Source organism: Bacillus sp. FSL K6-1012, from assembly GCF_037964915.1.
GTDB classification, from domain to species: domain Bacteria; phylum Bacillota; class Bacilli; order Bacillales; family Bacillaceae; genus Bacillus; species Bacillus halotolerans.
The window spans coordinates 2,425,951-2,440,307 of record NZ_CP150175.1 but is presented as its reverse complement, the minus strand read 5'-3'; the positions used below and the strand labels follow the sequence as shown (position 1 = coordinate 2,440,307).

At 43.1% G+C, this 14,357-nt stretch carries 18 protein-coding genes and 1 riboswitch; of the genes, 15 read left to right on the top strand and 3 right to left on the bottom strand.

The window, feature by feature from the left end:
• Positions 1-5: 5 nt before the first annotated feature.
• The 3 genes from spoVAEA (at position 6) to lysA (ending at position 3,481) form a co-directional block, all read left to right on the top strand.
• Complete coding sequence (gene spoVAEA / locus NSS75_RS12485) at positions 6-623, top strand: stage V sporulation protein SpoVABEA (RefSeq protein ID WP_095713213.1); 618 nt, start codon at positions 6-8, stop codon at positions 621-623.
• Entirely contained in the window at positions 568-2,055 is a 1,488-nt protein-coding gene (spoVAF, locus tag NSS75_RS12480; protein ID WP_106020048.1) for a spore germination protein SpoVAF, read from the top strand. The genes spoVAEA and spoVAF overlap by 56 nt, the downstream gene beginning before the upstream one ends.
• Before the next feature lie 106 nt (positions 2,056-2,161).
• Positions 2,162-3,481: a diaminopimelate decarboxylase gene (gene lysA, locus NSS75_RS12475; RefSeq protein ID WP_024121918.1), complete on the top strand. Its 1,320-nt coding sequence runs from the start codon at positions 2,162-2,164 to the stop codon at positions 3,479-3,481.
• A gap of 28 nt (positions 3,482-3,509) precedes the next feature.
• On the opposite strand, the gene NSS75_RS12470 is transcribed toward lysA, so the two are convergent.
• Positions 3,510-4,382, bottom strand: a complete 873-nt coding sequence (locus NSS75_RS12470; protein ID WP_059336647.1) for a DUF1002 domain-containing protein — start codon at positions 4,380-4,382, stop codon at positions 3,510-3,512.
• Between the two features lie 257 nt (positions 4,383-4,639).
• On the opposite strand from NSS75_RS12470, the gene NSS75_RS12465 reads away from it, so the two are divergent.
• The 9 genes from NSS75_RS12465 (at position 4,640) to ribT (ending at position 11,426) form a co-directional block, all read left to right on the top strand.
• Positions 4,640-5,071, top strand: a complete 432-nt coding sequence (locus NSS75_RS12465; RefSeq protein WP_003223931.1) for a peptidylprolyl isomerase — start codon at positions 4,640-4,642, stop codon at positions 5,069-5,071.
• Between the two features lie 521 nt (positions 5,072-5,592).
• Positions 5,593-5,799, top strand: a complete 207-nt coding sequence (locus tag NSS75_RS12460) for a zinc ribbon domain-containing protein (RefSeq protein WP_010334793.1) — start codon at positions 5,593-5,595, stop codon at positions 5,797-5,799.
• Between the two features lie 154 nt (positions 5,800-5,953).
• Complete coding sequence (gene lepB / locus NSS75_RS12455) at positions 5,954-6,508, top strand: signal peptidase I (protein ID WP_103671741.1); 555 nt, start codon at positions 5,954-5,956, stop codon at positions 6,506-6,508.
• 236 nt (positions 6,509-6,744) lie between these two features.
• Positions 6,745-7,089, top strand: a complete 345-nt coding sequence (locus tag NSS75_RS12450) for a hypothetical protein (RefSeq protein ID WP_024121915.1) — start codon at positions 6,745-6,747, stop codon at positions 7,087-7,089.
• Positions 7,090-7,209: 120 nt separating this feature from the next.
• A riboswitch (FMN riboswitch) is annotated at positions 7,210-7,357 on the top strand.
• A 131-nt stretch (positions 7,358-7,488) separates the two neighbouring features.
• Positions 7,489-8,574, top strand: coding sequence for a bifunctional diaminohydroxyphosphoribosylaminopyrimidine deaminase/5-amino-6-(5-phosphoribosylamino)uracil reductase RibD (gene ribD / locus NSS75_RS12445; protein WP_024121914.1), 1,086 nt, complete (start codon positions 7,489-7,491; stop codon positions 8,572-8,574).
• A 10-nt stretch (positions 8,575-8,584) separates the two neighbouring features.
• Positions 8,585-9,232 (top strand): riboflavin synthase subunit alpha, encoded by a 648-nt coding sequence (gene ribE / locus NSS75_RS12440; protein ID WP_024121913.1) that lies wholly within the window; start codon positions 8,585-8,587, stop codon positions 9,230-9,232.
• A 14-nt stretch (positions 9,233-9,246) separates the two neighbouring features.
• A complete protein-coding gene (locus NSS75_RS12435) occupies positions 9,247-10,443 on the top strand; it encodes a bifunctional 3,4-dihydroxy-2-butanone-4-phosphate synthase/GTP cyclohydrolase II (protein WP_339233256.1) in 1,197 nt (398 codons plus the stop codon).
• Between the two features lie 32 nt (positions 10,444-10,475).
• On the top strand, positions 10,476-10,940 hold the full coding sequence (gene ribH, locus NSS75_RS12430; protein ID WP_024121911.1) for a 6,7-dimethyl-8-ribityllumazine synthase: 465 nt from the start codon (positions 10,476-10,478) through the stop codon (positions 10,938-10,940).
• Positions 10,941-11,051: 111 nt separating this feature from the next.
• Entirely contained in the window at positions 11,052-11,426 is a 375-nt protein-coding gene (ribT, locus tag NSS75_RS12425; RefSeq protein ID WP_003223910.1) for a GNAT family N-acetyltransferase RibT, read from the top strand.
• 13 nt (positions 11,427-11,439) lie between these two features.
• On the opposite strand, the gene NSS75_RS12420 is transcribed toward ribT, so the two are convergent.
• Both NSS75_RS12420 and NSS75_RS12415 read right to left on the bottom strand, forming a co-directional pair.
• A complete protein-coding gene (locus NSS75_RS12420; protein WP_101860347.1) occupies positions 11,440-11,964 on the bottom strand; it encodes a DUF309 domain-containing protein in 525 nt (174 codons plus the stop codon).
• 87 nt (positions 11,965-12,051) lie between these two features.
• Complete coding sequence (locus NSS75_RS12415; RefSeq protein WP_024121909.1) at positions 12,052-12,141, bottom strand: YjcZ family sporulation protein; 90 nt, start codon at positions 12,139-12,141, stop codon at positions 12,052-12,054.
• A 214-nt stretch (positions 12,142-12,355) separates the two neighbouring features.
• On the opposite strand from NSS75_RS12415, the gene scpA reads away from it, so the two are divergent.
• The 3 genes from scpA to NSS75_RS12400 are packed head-to-tail and all read left to right on the top strand — an operon-like array spanning position 12,356 to position 14,291.
• The gene (scpA, locus tag NSS75_RS12410; protein WP_024121908.1) at positions 12,356-13,111 is read left to right on the top strand and encodes a segregation/condensation protein A; all 756 of its coding nucleotides are present in this window, start codon (positions 12,356-12,358) and stop codon (positions 13,109-13,111) included.
• Complete coding sequence (gene scpB / locus NSS75_RS12405) at positions 13,101-13,694, top strand: SMC-Scp complex subunit ScpB (RefSeq protein WP_024121907.1); 594 nt, start codon at positions 13,101-13,103, stop codon at positions 13,692-13,694. Before scpA ends, scpB begins: the two co-directional genes overlap by 11 nt.
• Positions 13,695-13,751: 57 nt before the next feature.
• Positions 13,752-14,291: a YpuI family protein gene (locus NSS75_RS12400; RefSeq protein WP_059336642.1), complete on the top strand. Its 540-nt coding sequence runs from the start codon at positions 13,752-13,754 to the stop codon at positions 14,289-14,291.
• Positions 14,292-14,357: the final 66 nt, after the last annotated feature.

Below are 14,357 nucleotides of genomic sequence, written 5' to 3'. Positions count from 1 at the left end.
CCGAGATGACGACAAAACGCAAGGTCATACTGGTAACAGACGGAGATGTGTATGCTGCTAAAACAATTGAATACGCTGCAAGAAGAGTTGGAGGGAGATGTATTTCTCAATCAAAAGGAAATCCCTCCACCCGCAGCGGCGCCGAGCTTGTCAGGCTGATTACATCAGCACCATATGACCCTGTATTTGTCATGTTTGACGACTCCGGCCTTCAAGGAGAGGGACCGGGAGAAACCGCTCTGACCTATGTGGCCACTCATCCGGCAATTGAAGTGCTCGGTGTGATTGCGGTAGCGTCGAAAACCCATCAGGCTGAATGGACCAGGGTTGACGTAAGCATTGACCGCAATGGAGAGATAACAGAATACGGCGTGGATAAAATCGGAGAGAGGGAATTCGATGAACACAGAATGAACGGGGATACGGTCTATTGCCTTGATAAACTTGATCTGCCGCTTATCGTTGGTATCGGGGATATCGGCAAAATGGGCAGGAAAGACGATATATCGAAAGGGTCGCCAATCACCATGAAAGCGGTCGAGTTTATTTTAGAAAGGAGCGGGTATCATGCCGGACAAACAGGAAGAGAAAATCCGGGTTTATCGGAATCCAGACAAAAATGAAGCTTATTTTAAAAATCGCGTCGGAATGGGAATCAGCTATGATGTAGGTGTTCGCAAGCTTACCATTTTAGACAGAGAAGTTCAGCTGTACTATTTGAATGGATTATGTGACACTGCCTTTATCATTCACTTAATGAGAGAGCTTGTTGCCATTAACAACCGGACAGGAAAAGAGGACCCTGAAGAGCTGGTCGATATCGTTGAAAACAGACTGCTCAACGCTCAGGTCGAAAAAGTAAAAACGCTGGATGAAACCACCGACCAGGTGCTGTCCGGGTTAGTTGCAGTTATTGTCGAAGGTGCAGGATTTGCTTTTATCATTGATGTCAGAAGCTATCCGGGAAGAAATCCGGAAGAACCGGATACGGAAAAGGTGGTAAGAGGGGCCAGAGACGGATTTGTTGAAAATATCGTCGTCAATACCGCGCTTCTCAGAAGACGGATCAGGGACGAACGCCTTCGCGTCAAGATGACAAAGGTCGGCGAGCGTTCAAAAACGGATCTGAGCATTTGTTATATAGAAGACATTGCTGATCCGGATCTGGTTGACATCGTGGAAAAAGAAATTGCCGCCATTGATGTCGACGGATTAACAATGGCAGACAAAACAGTCGAAGAGTTTATTATCAAACAAAGCTACAACCCGTTTCCGCTCGTCCGTTATACAGAAAGGCCCGATGTGGCGGCCAATCACGTACTTGAAGGCCATGTCGTGATTATGGTTGATACATCGCCGAGTGTGATCATAACGCCGACAACCTTATTCCATCATGTTCAGCATGCTGAAGAATACAGACAGGCTCCTTCTGTGGGAACTTTTTTAAGATGGGTACGATTTTTCGGCATTCTTGCTTCTACTTTATTTCTCCCCATCTGGTTTCTCTTTGTTCTTCAACCGGAACTGCTGCCAGAGAATCTAAAATTTATCGGGTTGAATAAAGATATGCACATCCCGATCATTCTGCAGATTTTCTTAGCTGATTTAGGAATTGAGTTTCTCAGAATGGCGGCTATTCACACACCGACCGCTTTATCTACTGCAATGGGATTAATTGCCGCGGTTCTAATCGGGCAAATTGCCATTGATGTGGGGCTGTTCTCTCCTGAAGTCATACTGTATGTCTCGCTTGCCGCTATTGGAACCTTTACGACGCCAAGCTATGAATTAAGCCTGGCAAATAAAATGGCCCGTCTTACACTTATGATATTAGTAGCACTCTTTCATGTAAAAGGGCTCGTTATAGGATTTACTGTTCTGATTATTGCCATGGCCAGCATAAAATCCCTTCAAACCCCATACCTATGGCCACTCATTCCGTTTAACGGAAAGGCGCTGTGGCAGGTGCTGATTCGCACGGCGAAACCTGGTGCGAATGTAAGACCAAGCATTGTTCACCCAAGAAATCGCTTAAGACAGCCTACCAATTCATAATCGCATTGAAACTGACTGAAGAGTATGATAATGTATGTCTTAATTATGAAAGGACAGTCCATAAAACTGTCCTTTTCACCCATAAGCGGAGAAAGAGGGAATGACATTGTTCTTACACGGCACTAGCAGACAAAATCAACATGGGCATTTGGAAATCGGAGGTGTGGACGCTCTCTATTTAGCTGAAACATACGGCACGCCTCTTTACGTATATGATGTGGCTTTAATACGTGAGCGTGCTAAAAGCTTTAAGCAGGCATTTATAACTGCAGGGCTGACAGCGCAGGTCGCTTATGCGAGCAAGGCATTCTCTTCTGTTGCGATGATTCAGCTTGCCGAGGAAGAAGGGCTTTCCTTAGATGTCGTGTCTGGAGGAGAACTTTACACAGCTGTTGCAGCAGGATTTCCGGCGGAACGCATTCACTTTCACGGAAATAACAAAAGCAGGGAAGAGCTGCGGATGGCGCTTGAACACCGTATCGGCTGCATTGTGGTTGATAATTTCTATGAAATCTCGATACTTGAAGACCTGTGCAAAGAAACTGGGCACTCAATTGATGTTCTCCTGCGGATTACCCCCGGAGTAGAGGCGCATACACATGACTACATTACAACGGGACAGGAAGATTCAAAGTTTGGTTTTGACCTTCATAACGGACAAACTGAACAGGCGATTGAACAGGTTTTACAATCAGAACACATTCAGCTGCTGGGAGTTCATTGCCATATCGGTTCGCAAATTTTTGATACAGCCGGTTTCGTGCTAGCTGCAGAAAAAATCTTCAAAAAACTTGACGAATGGAGAGAAGCTTACTCATTTGTTTCAAAGGTGCTGAACCTTGGAGGCGGTTTTGGCATTCGTTATACGGAAGAAGATGAACCGCTTCATGCCACTGAATATGTAGAAAAAATCATCGAAGCTGTAAAAACAAATGCAGCCCGCTATGGATTTGACATACCGGAAATTTGGATCGAACCGGGCCGCTCGCTTGTAGGAGACGCAGGCACAACACTTTATACAGTCGGCTCCCAAAAAGAAGTGCCGGGTGTCCGGCAGTATGTAGCTGTTGACGGAGGAATGAACGACAATATCCGTCCGGCTCTCTATCAGGCAAAATATGAAGCCGTTACAGCTAACCGTATCGGAGAAGCGCACGATAAAACGGTATCGATTGCCGGCAAGTGCTGTGAAAGCGGAGATATGCTCATTTGGGATATTGACCTGCCGGAAGTAAAAGAAGGAGATCTGCTTGCTGTTTTCTGTACAGGCGCTTATGGCTACAGCATGGCCAATAATTATAATAGAATTCCAAGACCTGCTGTTGTATTTGTAGAAAACGGAGAGGCTCATTTAGTCGTAAAAAGAGAAACGTACGAGGATATTGTAAAACTGGATCTGCCATTTAAAACGAGTGTGAAGCAATGAAAAAAGCGCCGGGAATTCGGCGCTTTTTTTATTTGAATATAGAAACAATCGCGTTCCAGATGGAAACGAAGAAATCAATGACTTTCTGGATAAAGTTCTTGCCTTCATCTGAGTCTAAAAATTTACTAATCTTATCTTTCGCTTTATCAAGCTGGTCACCGACCTGTCCCCAGTCGATATCAACATTCTTCATCTTATTGAACAAGGATACAAGCTGATCCTTTTGGCTGTCTGTCAGTGTGACGTTTAAATCGGAAGCCGCATCATCCACTTTTTTCTCAATATCGGCTTTATTGTCAGGCACACCGTTTTTAGCAAACTCTTCTTTTATTTTTGCAATCAGCGCAGCCGCATTTTCGTCACCGATTTTGTCACCAAGCTCTGAGGTCGTCACAAGCTCTTGGTTGGCGACTTGCTTAACGTCTTCAGAAATCGCTTCGTCAGAAGAAACTTCATATGCTTTAATCAAGCCTGTCAAAGCCGCAGTACCGGACACTTCAAACGGAGCGGTAACATAAACCTTCGCGTCCTTAACGCCGGCTGTCATCAAGGCATTGAGGTACATTTCATCCGTAATGCCGCTGATATTATGTGTCTCAACATTTAATCCGGAGCCTTTTTTGGCAATGGTAATAGACGATGATGAAATCGCTCTTGAGCCAATTTGCGCGCTTGGTATATATTTTCCTAAATATTCGTGTTCTTCCTTATTGGTAACGGTCACGGTTGTGGCATTATCAGGGACATTCATTTCATCAAGCACTTTTTGCTTATCTGATTCTGACAAATTTGCACCAAGTGTCACGATGACATCTCCGACTGCGGCATCCGCGAGACTGACTTTCGGAATCGTCAGCAGCAAAACGGCCGCTGCCAGCATTCCAATCCATATTTTTTTCAAAGCAGTTGACCTCCTTCATTTCACAAGCAGCAGTTAAAGCTGCTTTGCGAGGACCTGAATCATGATGAAAAATACAGTTCCGATAGGTTAGACGGAGATAGAGAGGTTCAGGTTTCATTTTTATTTTGGAGAAAAGCCGGGAGAGTCGTTTTCCCAAAAAAGGTGTGGTATAATAGCCGCGACAAGGAGAGACAAGCCATAATGATGATACATAAATTTCTCCTTTGAAAATTAAAATAAAGAAAGTGGGCATACAATTGAAAACAGGTTACTTTTTATTAGAAGACGGCAACAAAATTGAATTTGAACTTTATCCGGAAGCAGCACCGGGTACAGTTGCAAACTTTGAAAAGCTTGCAAACGAAGGATTTTACGACGGACTTACATTCCACCGAGTAATTCCAGGCTTCGTCAGCCAAGGCGGATGCCCGCACGGTACTGGCACAGGCGGTCCCGGATACACAATCAAATGTGAAACAGAAGGAAACCCGCACACACATGAAGCGGGCGCGCTCTCTATGGCACACGCAGGAAAAGATACTGGCGGCAGCCAATTTTTCATCGTCCATGAGCCGCAGCCTCATTTAAATGGTGTTCACACTGTATTTGGCAAAGTAACAAGCGGTCTAGAATTCGCGAAAAACATGTCTAACGGTGACGTGATGAAAGAAGTTCGCGTAGAAGGCTAATAGGCAGGCAGAAAGCTCCCCGATATGAGGGAGCTTTTTCTTTTCGCTCACAGCCTGATCTGGCTGTGACAGTTAACAAACAGACGTTTTTAAGGTAGAACGAGGAGGCATAGAGAGATTTGAGTTAAATCCTATAGCTATGTTTCAAATCATAAGTGTTCAATCACAATTGTATTCAATCCGACGGAACCAAAACACTAATGTTGATACGTTCAGCGGGCTTATAGAACATGCACTGCCTACGCTGTTCCGTTCAATATGATTCATCGTAATGTGGAAATCATCCCTATCTCTTCTCCTCTTCATACATATTAGAGACCGTATGAAATAGCTTAAACGAACTCGAAAAAAAGATTGTAAGCTAGTCCGGGTTTGTATGGGGTGGAGCATTCCTTACAGTCAGATACACTCATCACGGAAAAATTAAACAAATTTTAAAGTTGACATGCTTCTTCCCAAACGGCATTTGTAGTAAAATGAAATCATATCAATGTCATTTTTTTGAAAAGGGGCTGCGTTTGATGAACAACAAGGGCTGTATAAAATGCGGAAGCACTGAAGCTGGGCAAAAAGAAATTGCCACAACTGGAACCGGATTGTCAAAGTTGTTTGATGTGCAGCATAACCGTTTTCTCGTCGTCTACTGTAAGAAATGCGGATATTCGGAGTTTTATAATAAAGAAACTTCAACTGCCGGCAATATATTGGATTTGTTCTTTGGAGGCTGATTGATTCTTCTCCCGATTTCATTAGGAAATGGAACAAATTGATTCTGGCAGAAGAATAAATAGATGTGAAAATTTTCTTCAATGGTCCTAATGGGATTTCTTATCGATTCGTGATAACATAAATTGAAGACCGTTGTTTATTGGAGGAACTCAGTTGAAAGCGGAAACCGTTTCTAAGAAAAAATCAATATTTGAATGGGCCAAAGCGATTATTATCGCAGTTGTTCTGGCATTACTCATCCGCAATTTTATTTTTGCGCCGTATGTCGTTGACGGTGAGTCCATGGAGCCTACCCTTCATGACCATGAAAGGGTATTTGTCAATATGACAGTTAAGTACATAGGCGAGTTTAAGAGAGGGGATATCATCGTGCTAAACGGGGATGATGTCCACTATGTCAAGCGGCTGATCGGCTTGCCGGGAGACACAGTCGAAATGAAAAACGACCAGCTTTATATCAATGGAAAAAAAGTGGCTGAGCCTTATTTGAAGGCAAATAAAAAGCAAGCAAAAGAAGATGGATATGACCATCTAACTGATGATTTCGGCCCGATCAAAGTGCCTGATAACAAATATTTTGTTATGGGTGATAACCGCCGATACTCAATGGACAGCCGAAACGGGCTTGGACTCTTTACGAAAAAACAAATTGCGGGTACGTCAAAGTTTGTTTTCTTCCCATTTAACGACATTCGTAAAACCAACTAGGTATAAGCAGTTTCCTGAAAAGGAGCTGCTTTTTTATTCTTTTTCTCATGCATCCCCTAAAACCAGAACATAAATTCGTATATCTATAGAAAAGAAATTTTTGCAGAAATGCGAAACATATTCCCGTTATGCATCGTTATATTAATAATTTACGAGAATTTACGGTTTTTTATTCATGAAAAAAAGGAATAACTCATATGAATGAATAGATTCATATTGGCTGGAGGTTTTTTAAAATGGGAAGAATAAAAACCAAGATTACCATTCTGTTAGTGCTACTGGTTTTACTTGCAGGGGGGTATATGTACATAAATGATGTTGAACTGAAAGACGTTCCGACAGCGATTGGACAAACCTTGTCCTCCGAAGAAGAAGAGTATACAATCGAGGAATATCAAGTGACAAAAATTGACGGCACCGAATATCATGGAGAAGCAGAAAACGGCACGAAGATCATCTTCAACGGAAAAAAGTTAAATCAAGATTTGTCTGATATAAAAGAAGGCGATAAGATTAAGGCGTACTTCAGCAAATCAAAGCGGATCGACGGTTTAATCAAGGTTGCAAAAGTAAATGATTAAGTGAAAAAACACCTTTCGGAACGATGGGTGTTTTTTTGATTTCTCAAATTGTAAGTTTATTTCATTGCGTACTTAAGAAAGGATCGCTATAATAGCCATTAAGGACAAATGAATAAAGATTGTATCCTTCGGGGCAGGGTGGAAATCCCGACCGGCGGTAGTAAAGCGACATGCGCTTTAGAGCCCGTGACCCGTGTGCACATATGTACGCGGTGGATTCAGTTTAAGCTGAAGCCGACAGTGAAAGTCTGGATGGGAGAAGGATGAAGAACCGCTATGCAAAATGTATCAACATGCATAGTGTTATTTCCTATTGCGTAAAATACCTAAAGCCCCGAATTTTTCTTAAATTCGGGGCTTTTTTGACGGTAAATGAATAAAGAAGGGAGGGGAAAACAGATGGAAGAGTATTATATGAAACTGGCGTTGGATCTTGCGAAGCAGGGTGAAGGACAGACCGAATCGAATCCGCTCGTAGGCGCTGTTGTGGTGAAGGACGGACAGATTGTCGGGATGGGCGCCCATTTAAAATACGGTGAAGCTCACGCGGAAGTCCATGCTATTCATATGGCAGGCGCACATGTGAAAGACGCTGATATTTATGTCACCCTTGAACCATGCAGCCATTACGGAAAAACACCGCCTTGTGCCGAACTGATTATCAAGTCCGGGATAAAGAGAGTATTTGTCGCAATGAGAGATCCTAACCCGCTTGTGGCCGGACGGGGAATCAGCATGATAGAAGAAGCCGGCATCGAAGTAAAGGAAGGCATTCTGGCAGATCAGGCGGAACAGCTGAATGAAAAATTTCTGCATTTCATGAGGACAGGCCTCCCTTACGTCACATTAAAAGCTGCCGCAAGCCTAGACGGAAAAACAGCGACCAGTACAGGTGACAGCAAATGGATCACATCAGAAGCTGCAAGACAGGATGCTCAGCAATACAGGAAATCACATCAAAGCATTTTGGTCGGAGCAGGCACTGTGAAGGCTGACAATCCAAGCTTAACCTGCAGGCTCCCGAATGTTTCAAAACAGCCGGTCAGGGTGATACTTGATACCGAACTTTCGATTCCCGATGACGCCAATGTGATTTGCGATCAGGCAGCGCCGACTTGGATTTTTACAACAACACGTGCTGATGAGGAGAAGAAAAAACGGTTTTCCGCTTTTGGCGTGAAAATATTTACTCTGGAAACAGATCGTATACCAATTTCCGATGTACTGAAAATCCTTGCGGAAGAAGGCATCATGTCGGTGTATGTGGAAGGCGGATCAGCTGTTCACGGAAGCTTCGTCAAAGCAGGCTGTTTTCAAGAGATCATCTACTATTTTGCCCCTAAATTAATCGGAGGAACGCTTGCTCCCAGCTTAATCTCCGGTGAAGGTTTTCAATCAATGAAAGATGTCCCCTTATTACAATTCACAGATATAACCCAAATTGGCCGTGATATCAGACTGACGGCAAAACCGAAAAACGAGTAGGATGGTGACCATGTTTACAGGAATTATAGAAGAAACAGGCACAATCGAATCCATGAAAAAAGCTGGCCCCTCTATGGCCTTAACAATTAAATGCTCAAAAATATTAGAGGATGTTCATTTGGGCGACAGCATTGCAGTAAATGGCATTTGTCTGACTGTTACTGATTTCACGAAAAGTCACTTCACAGTTGATGTCATGCCTGAAACAGTCAAAGCAACGTCGCTGAACGATTTATCAAAAGGCAGCAAAGTGAATCTGGAAAGAGCCATGGCGGCAAACGGGCGTTTTGGAGGCCATTTCGTTTCAGGCCATGTCGACGGAACCGCAGAAATCACGCGTATTGAAGAAAAAAGCAACGCAGTTTACTATGATTTGAAAATGGATTCGTCATTAACAAAAACGTTGGTTTTAAAGGGATCTATTACCGTGGACGGCGTCAGTTTAACCATCTTCGGGCTGACAGATGATACCGTGACGATTTCTTTAATCCCTCACACCATCAGCGAAACGATTTTTTCAGAAAAAACAATCGGCTCTAAAGTGAATATCGAATGCGATATGATCGGAAAATATATGTATCGATTTTTGCATAAAGCCAATGAAAATAAGAACCAACAAACCATAACAAAAGCCTTCTTAAGCGAAAACGGCTTTTAGAGAGGAAGATTTGCATGTTTCATCCGATAGAAGAGGCATTAGACGCTTTAAAAAAAGGCGAAGTCATCATTGTTGTGGATGATGAAGACAGAGAAAACGAAGGAGACTTTGTGGCTCTTGCGGAGCATGCGACTCCTGAAGTGATTAACTTTATGGCGACGCACGGAAGAGGGCTGATTTGCACGCCTCTCAGTGAGGAAATCGCTGACAGGCTCGATCTTCATCCTATGGTTGAGCACAATACAGATTCCCACCACACTGCTTTTACAGTAAGCATTGACCACCGTAAGACAAAAACGGGAATCAGCGCACAGGAAAGATCATTTACTGTCAAAGCTTTGCTGGACAGCGGTTCAGTGCCGGCAGATTTTCAGCGTCCAGGGCACATTTTTCCGCTGATTGCGAAAAAGGGAGGTGTCCTGAAAAGAGCGGGCCATACAGAAGCGGCAGTTGATCTTGCTGAAGCCTGCGGTTCTCAGGGAGCTGGCGTCATTTGTGAAATAATGAATGAAGACGGAACGATGGCAAGGGTACCTGAGCTCATTGAAATTGCGAAAAAGCATCAATTAAAACTGATCACCATTAAGGATTTAATTGAGTACCGCTACAACTTGACAACACTTGTAGAGCGGGAAGTCGATATTACCTTGCCTACTGATTTTGGCACATTTAAGGTGTACGGATACACAAATGAGATCGATGGAAAAGAGCATGTCGCATTTGTGATGGGAGATGTGCCGTTTAATGAAGAACCAGTATTGGTCCGGGTTCATTCAGAGTGTCTCACAGGTGATGTGTTTGGGTCTCATCGCTGTGACTGCGGCCCGCAGCTTCACGCCGCGCTGACGCAAATTGCCGCAGAAGGCCGGGGAGTGCTTTTGTATCTCCGCCAAGAAGGCCGGGGCATCGGTCTGATCAATAAGTTAAAAGCTTATAAGCTTCAGGAAGAAGGGTATGACACCGTAGAAGCTAATGAAGTGCTCGGTTTTTTGCCTGATTTGCGCAATTACGGCATTGGTGCTCAAATTTTACGCGATCTCGGCGTGCGGAATATGAAGCTCTTGACGAATAATCCGCGGAAAATTGCCGGACTTGAAGGGTATGGTCTCAGCATTACAGAAAGAGTGCCGCTTCAAATGGAGGCCAAAGAGCACAACAAAAAATATTTGCAAACAAAGATGAACAAACTAGGTCATTTACTTCATTTCTAATAACAAAAATCACAAAAAAGGATGGGAATCATATGAATATCATACAAGGAAATTTAGTTGGTACAGGTCTTAAAATCGGAATCGTAGTAGGAAGATTTAATGATTTTATTACAAGCAAGCTGCTGAGCGGGGCAGAAGATGCTTTGCTCAGACACGGCGTGGATACAAACGATATTGATGTGGCTTGGGTTCCGGGCGCATTTGAAATTCCTTTCGCTGCTAAAAAAATGGCAGAAACAAAAAAATATGACGCCGTTATTACACTCGGCACTGTCATCAGAGGCGCGACGACTCATTACGATTACGTCTGCAACGAAGCTGCAAAAGGTATCGCGCAAGCAGCGAACACAACAGGCGTACCTGTGATCTTTGGAATTGTCACTACGGAAAACATTGAGCAGGCCATTGAACGGGCTGGAACAAAAGCAGGCAATAAGGGCGTAGATTGTGCTGTTTCTGCCATAGAAATGGCAAATTTAAACCGTTCATTTGAATAATTTGCTGAAAACAGTTTAAAAATATGGCGAAAATGATATAATGTGAGAAAACGGATCACCTATACTTATCCGTTTGATAGAACTGGACATTTAGGATATAGAGGGGTTTTTATGTTAATTCGTTATAAAAAATCGTTTGAAAAGATTGCGATGGGACTTCTTTCATTTATGCCAAATGAAAAAGATCTTAAGCAGCTTCAGCAGACAATTAAGGACTACGAAACGGATACAGACCGCCAGCTCTTTCTTTGGAAAGAGGACGAGGATATCGTCGGAGCAATCGGAGTTGAAAAAAAGGATTCCGAGGTTGAAATCCGGCATATCAGTGTGAATCCTTCTCATCGCCATCAAGGAATCGGAAAACAGATGATGGATGCTTTAAAGCATTTATTCAAAACGCAGGTACTGGTTCCGAATGAATTAACGCAGAGCTTTTTCGAACGCTGTCAAGGTCAGCAGGATCAAGACATTTCATACAATAATTAAGCAGAGGCTGTTATCAGCCTCTGCTTTTTTTTCTTCGTTCAATTTCTTTCTCGCGTTCGCGGATGACATCAGTCCGATCCCGCAAACGATGTTTATGAATTAGAAATCTATCAGTGAGTGTGCTGGGCTGTCCCCACGTGTAAGCTTTTCGCTTGCATTCAATGCGGCATGCTTCCTTCAGCCTCTCATCTTTAATTGGCAGCATGATGCTTTTATAGGAAGATCCCAGTTCAATTTGTTCGTAAACCGACTGCATAAGCTCCAGTAAACGGGTATGATCAAGCCCCAAATCTTCCACCGCTTGTTTTTTCGCTTGAAGAATCCGTATGCTGTTTGCCAGCAATCTTTTGGCCCCGGCTGTATTCTGTCTTCTGTGATGATACAAAGCAACAGCAAGCTGGATAAAGCCGACCCAAAGTATGTTTCGTTTGTTCGGAGGATCTTCCTTCCAATATTCTTCTAGTATTTCATGGCATTCAAAATAATCCCGTGTTGCGTGAAATTCAACGAGATAATCGATATAAGCTTTCGGGTACAAGATGCTTCCTCCTTTTAATCCGCCTTTAGTGTAACACAGGACAGATAAAAGGAAAAAACAGCGCATTGGACCTGCTCATTTTTAGTTCTAGCAAATCCAAGCGGCACCTACGATAATCAGCAGAATAAACAAAACGACAATTAAAGCGAAACCGCCGCTGAAGCACTTTTCTCCCATGAACATTCAGCCTCCTTTGTTGTGGTCTACGCGAGCATCCTATGTACACCTGCCCTTTTTTGTGTAGGCGGATATCTTGTTATTTGAATATTCAGCACAAATCTCTTGAAATGCAGGAAATGAAATAGTATTGGACGAGAGCTTTTTGGTGGCTTATACTAAAGGGTAGCCAGTTTATCCGGCAATGAGAGTGATACTTGAAAATGGTGAGATGATGGAAGAATATCAAGTAAAAATTGATACGTTTGAAGGCCCATTGGACCTGCTGCTTCATTTAATCAATCGTCTTGAAATTGACATATATGATATACCTGTGGCGAAGATTACTGAACAATATTTATTATATGTACATACGATGCGTGTGCTTGAGCTTGATATCGCCAGCGAGTATTTGGTGATGGCTGCCACACTGCTCAGTATTAAAAGCAGAATGCTGCTCCCGAAGCAAGAGGAAGAGCTGTTTGAGGATGAATTGCTTGAGGAAGAAGACCCGCGGGAGGAACTGATTGAAAAGCTGATTGAGTATAGAAAATATAAAGACGCGGCGAAGGAATTAAAGGAACGGGAAGAAGAAAGACAAAAATCATTCACGAAACCGCCGAGTGACTTGAGCGAATATGCAAAAGAAGTGAAACAGTCGGAGCAAAAGCTGTCAGTCACAGTCTACGATATGATTGGCGCTTTTCAAAAAGTGCTGAAGCGAAAAAAAATAACAAGGCCGATGGAAACAACAATTACAAGACAGGAAATACCAATCGAAGACAGAATGAATGAAATCGTGCACAGCCTGAAATCAAAAGGGAAAAGAATCAATTTTATGGATCTTTTTTCATATGAGCAAAAAGAACATTTGGTTGTCACCTTCCTGGCGGTTCTAGAACTGATGAAAAATCAGCTGATTTTGATTGAGCAGGAGCAAAATTTTTCAGATATTTACATTATGGGGAGTGAATCCATTCATGGGGCTTGATATCGTGAATTGGAAAGCTATAGTGGAAGCCCTTCTATATGCGGCAGGCGATGAAGGACTGACCAAAAAACAGCTGTTAACAGTGCTTGAAATAGAAGAGCCTGAACTGAACACCATTATGGCGGATGTCGCAGACGAATACCGTCTTGATACAAGAGGCATTGAACTTATTGAATATGCAGATACGTACATGCTTTCCACCAAAAAGGACTTTGCGCCGTACTTGAAAAAACTGATTGAAGTACCGTCGAAAGGCCTTTCCCAGGCATCTTTGGAGGTGCTGGCGATTGTTTCATATAAACAGCCGATTACGCGAGCGGAAATTGAAGATATCAGAGGCGTGAAATCAGAAAGAATTTTACACAGCCTTGTCGCCAAGGCGCTGCTGTGTGAAGTCGGACGCGCTGACGGTCCGGGACGGGCCATTTTATACGGCACGACGCCGACTTTTCTTGAGCAATTCGGCTTAAAAACGCTGGACGAGCTTCCGCCGCTGCCTGAAAATGCGGAAGATGACGTTCTTCAAGAAGAAGCGGATTTATTCTTTGAAAACTTTAACCAAACCTTTGAAGACATAAAATAGAGATTTAATGAATCGCGCTTTTTCATCAACATAAGATATAAGGAAGAAGTAGCTATCATGAAAGAAGCAAAATGTGAGAGACAAAGACATGAGGGGAAGATACCAAACGAAATGGGACATTCGATTGTGCGAGTGCAGACTCAAAAAACAGGCGAATTCTTATCAATGGTTGTCAATACCGTTAATGATTATTTAAATCAAACCACACTGGCGTCTATGCAGGCTGAATTGCCTGTTGAAGAGACATACTGCTGTGATGTGCTGAGCACGCTGAGAAGAATGACAGTATTTTGTGAAGGAGGCGCTGAAGCATGCCGCCGTCTCCTTATGCAAGAGCCATTTCAGGAAACCAGAGCGGAAAAAACACTTTACAATGTGTATCATCAATGCATTGAAGAGTTCTTTATGCCAAAGAAAGACACCTGGTGTGAAAACAGCCGGGCGTCATATACCGGAGTCAGCGCAATTGAGTTCTACCATGCTGTTCCGCAGTCTCTGGAGCAATTATTATTGCCGCTGAGCGCAGCGTTTCTGAAGATGAGGGAAGAACTGGCTCATTACGAAGCGTCCGGATCTAGCATGGCATCAATCAGATAACACTTACTCTCCCTTTATGGGAGAGTTTTTTTATGTTTGCAGGCCAAGACACAATTGTTATTCATA

What these genes read in the sequence shown, in the direction of transcription:
- NSS75_RS12400 (WP_059336642.1), top strand. Translation starts at nt 13,752, where the DNA reads ATGAAAGAAGCAAAATGTGAGAGACAAAGACATGAGGGGAAGATACCA.
- NSS75_RS12450 (WP_024121915.1), top strand. Translation starts at nt 6,745, where the DNA reads ATGGGAAGAATAAAAACCAAGATTACCATTCTGTTAGTGCTACTGGTT.
- scpA (WP_024121908.1), top strand. Translation starts at nt 12,356, where the DNA reads ATGGAAGAATATCAAGTAAAAATTGATACGTTTGAAGGCCCATTGGAC.
- ribH (WP_024121911.1), top strand. Translation starts at nt 10,476, where the DNA reads ATGAATATCATACAAGGAAATTTAGTTGGTACAGGTCTTAAAATCGGA.
- spoVAF (WP_106020048.1), top strand. Translation starts at nt 568, where the DNA reads ATGCCGGACAAACAGGAAGAGAAAATCCGGGTTTATCGGAATCCAGAC.
- NSS75_RS12415 (WP_024121909.1), bottom strand. Translation starts at nt 12,141, where the DNA reads ATGGGAGAAAAGTGCTTCAGCGGCGGTTTCGCTTTAATTGTCGTTTTG.
- spoVAEA (WP_095713213.1), top strand. Translation starts at nt 6, where the DNA reads ATGACGACAAAACGCAAGGTCATACTGGTAACAGACGGAGATGTGTAT.
- NSS75_RS12460 (WP_010334793.1), top strand. Translation starts at nt 5,593, where the DNA reads ATGAACAACAAGGGCTGTATAAAATGCGGAAGCACTGAAGCTGGGCAA.
- ribT (WP_003223910.1), top strand. Translation starts at nt 11,052, where the DNA reads ATGTTAATTCGTTATAAAAAATCGTTTGAAAAGATTGCGATGGGACTT.
- ribD (WP_024121914.1), top strand. Translation starts at nt 7,489, where the DNA reads ATGGAAGAGTATTATATGAAACTGGCGTTGGATCTTGCGAAGCAGGGT.
- NSS75_RS12435 (WP_339233256.1), top strand. Translation starts at nt 9,247, where the DNA reads ATGTTTCATCCGATAGAAGAGGCATTAGACGCTTTAAAAAAAGGCGAA.
- scpB (WP_024121907.1), top strand. Translation starts at nt 13,101, where the DNA reads ATGGGGCTTGATATCGTGAATTGGAAAGCTATAGTGGAAGCCCTTCTA.
- ribE (WP_024121913.1), top strand. Translation starts at nt 8,585, where the DNA reads ATGTTTACAGGAATTATAGAAGAAACAGGCACAATCGAATCCATGAAA.